General features: G+C 72.5%; 1 protein-coding gene. It reads right to left on the bottom strand.

All coding sequences use genetic code 11. The annotated features are described in order from the left end of the window. Nucleotides 1–1908 (bottom strand): hypothetical protein (locus L995_RS16915; RefSeq protein WP_047472724.1); only part of this gene is annotated, 1908 nt, incomplete at both ends.

The raw sequence follows: 1908 nt of genomic DNA, 5'->3' as shown, positions 1-1908 counted from the left end.
GCCCCCAGCGCAGCCGGGCGATGGCGATGTCCTCCACCTCGTGCGGCGGCAGGCGCAGGCGTTCCACGCGCGGCCATACGCCAGGGTCGTCGGCACGCTCCAGCGCCTCGGACGCGGCCGCCCGGTTGCCCTGCAGCACGAAGATGCGCGCATGTTCCAGCCGCGCGCTGGCCGTCACGCGCGGCAGCTGGCGCTCGTGCCCCAGGTATTCCAGTTCGGTGAGCAGGCCCACGGCGGCATCCACGTCGCCGCGCAGGAAGGCGATGCGCGCGCGCATGCGGTAGCTGGCGATCACGTGGTCGGGCAGGCCCACATCGCGTGCCAGCGGCAGGTAGACCTGCAGCAGGTGATCGGCGCCGTCGATGTCATTGCCCTCGTAGAGCACCCCCGCGTACAGGACGCCTGCCCAGGCATTGCCGTTGGTGGGGTTGTAGGCCGCGCTGCGCGGCGTGGCAGCCAGCGCCACCCTGAAACGCGCTGCCGCCTGGCGCAGCCGGCCGGCGGACAGGTCCAGCACGCCTTCCATGGCCTCGGTGTACATGCGGCTGAACAGGCTGCCGGCCTGGGTGCTGCGTGCCGCATCCAGCAGGCGGCGGGCCTCGTCGGTATCGCCCAGCACCGATGCCACGTAGGCCATGGCATTGGTCAGCGAGCTGTCCGCAAAGGGCCGGCAGCTGGGCAGGCGCGCCAGCGCCTCGCGGCCCAGGGGCGCAGCCTCTTCCACGCGGTCCATCATGGCCAGCAGCAGCGGCCGCAGGGCGATGACCAGGGCCTGCGCCGCAGGGTCGGCGGCCATGCCGGGCTCCAGCGCATCCAGCCACAGCTGTGCCTGCACGGGACCACGGGTGAAGCAGTCGGCATAGGCGGCGACGGCCTGCAGCAGCGGCTCGCGCGCCAGCAGCGGCGCCGGCAGGGCCGTGAACCAACGCGACAGCAGGCGCATGCGGCCCTGCTCCATCAGCGCCTCGGCATGGCGCCGCAGCAGCGCCAGCGCATGGGGCGGGTCGCCGCCCTCCAGCGCATGCTCGATGGCCGGCACCGGCCGGCCGCAGGATTCGTACCAGCCGCTGGCCGCCAGATGCAGGCGCTGCACCTCGCCGGGGCGCTCGCGCTGCAGCTGGGCGCGAAGGAAGTCGGCAAACATGCTGTGGTAGCGCCAGCTGCGCCTGCCCTGCCCTTCGTCGGCCAGCGGCAGCAAGAACAGATGGGCCTGCTCCAGCGCCTGCAGCATGGCGGCGCCATCGGCGCGCGGCACCAGGGCCTGGCAGACCTGGGCATCCAGCGTGCGCAGGATGCTGGTGCGCAGCAAAAAATCGCGCACGGGCGCGGCCTGCTGTGCCAGCACGTCCTCGGCCAGGTAGTCGGCCACGGCACGCTCCGAGCCCGAGAAGCGCTCGATGAAATCGCTGTGCGCCCCATGCCGCTCCAGCGCCAGCGAGGCCAGCCACAGCGCGCCTATCCAGCCTTCGGTCTTGTCCACCAGGCGCGCCACGGCCTCGCGCGGCAGCGCGCAGCCGCGCAGGCGAAAGAACTCCTCGGCCTCGGCCGCTGAAAAGCGCAGCAGCGCCGCATCGATCTCCAGCAGCTGGCCGCTGGTGCGCAGCCGCCCCAGTCCCAGGGCCGGCAGCGCGCGCGAGCCTATGACCAGCCGGCCGTGCACGGGCAACTGCTCCATCAGCTGGCGCACCAGGCCCAGCACGGCATCGTTGTGCAGCACCTCGAAATCGTCGATGAACAGCGCAAACGACCGGCCTTCGCCGGCCAGCGACTGCAGCGCCCGGGACAGCTCGCCCGGCCCGTCCGCCTCGCGCTCGGCCATGCCGCCCAGGCCGCGCACGGCCGCACCCAGGCATTGCAGAAAGCGCGAGACATCGTTGTCGGCGGCATCCAGCGTGAGCCAGGCCGTGG

Source organism: Delftia sp. ZNC0008, assembly GCF_000799035.1.
Lineage (GTDB): Bacteria > Pseudomonadota > Gammaproteobacteria > Burkholderiales > Burkholderiaceae_C > Comamonas > Comamonas tsuruhatensis.
Note: the sequence above shows the minus strand (reverse complement) of the source record. Positions and strands in the feature narration are given on the sequence as shown.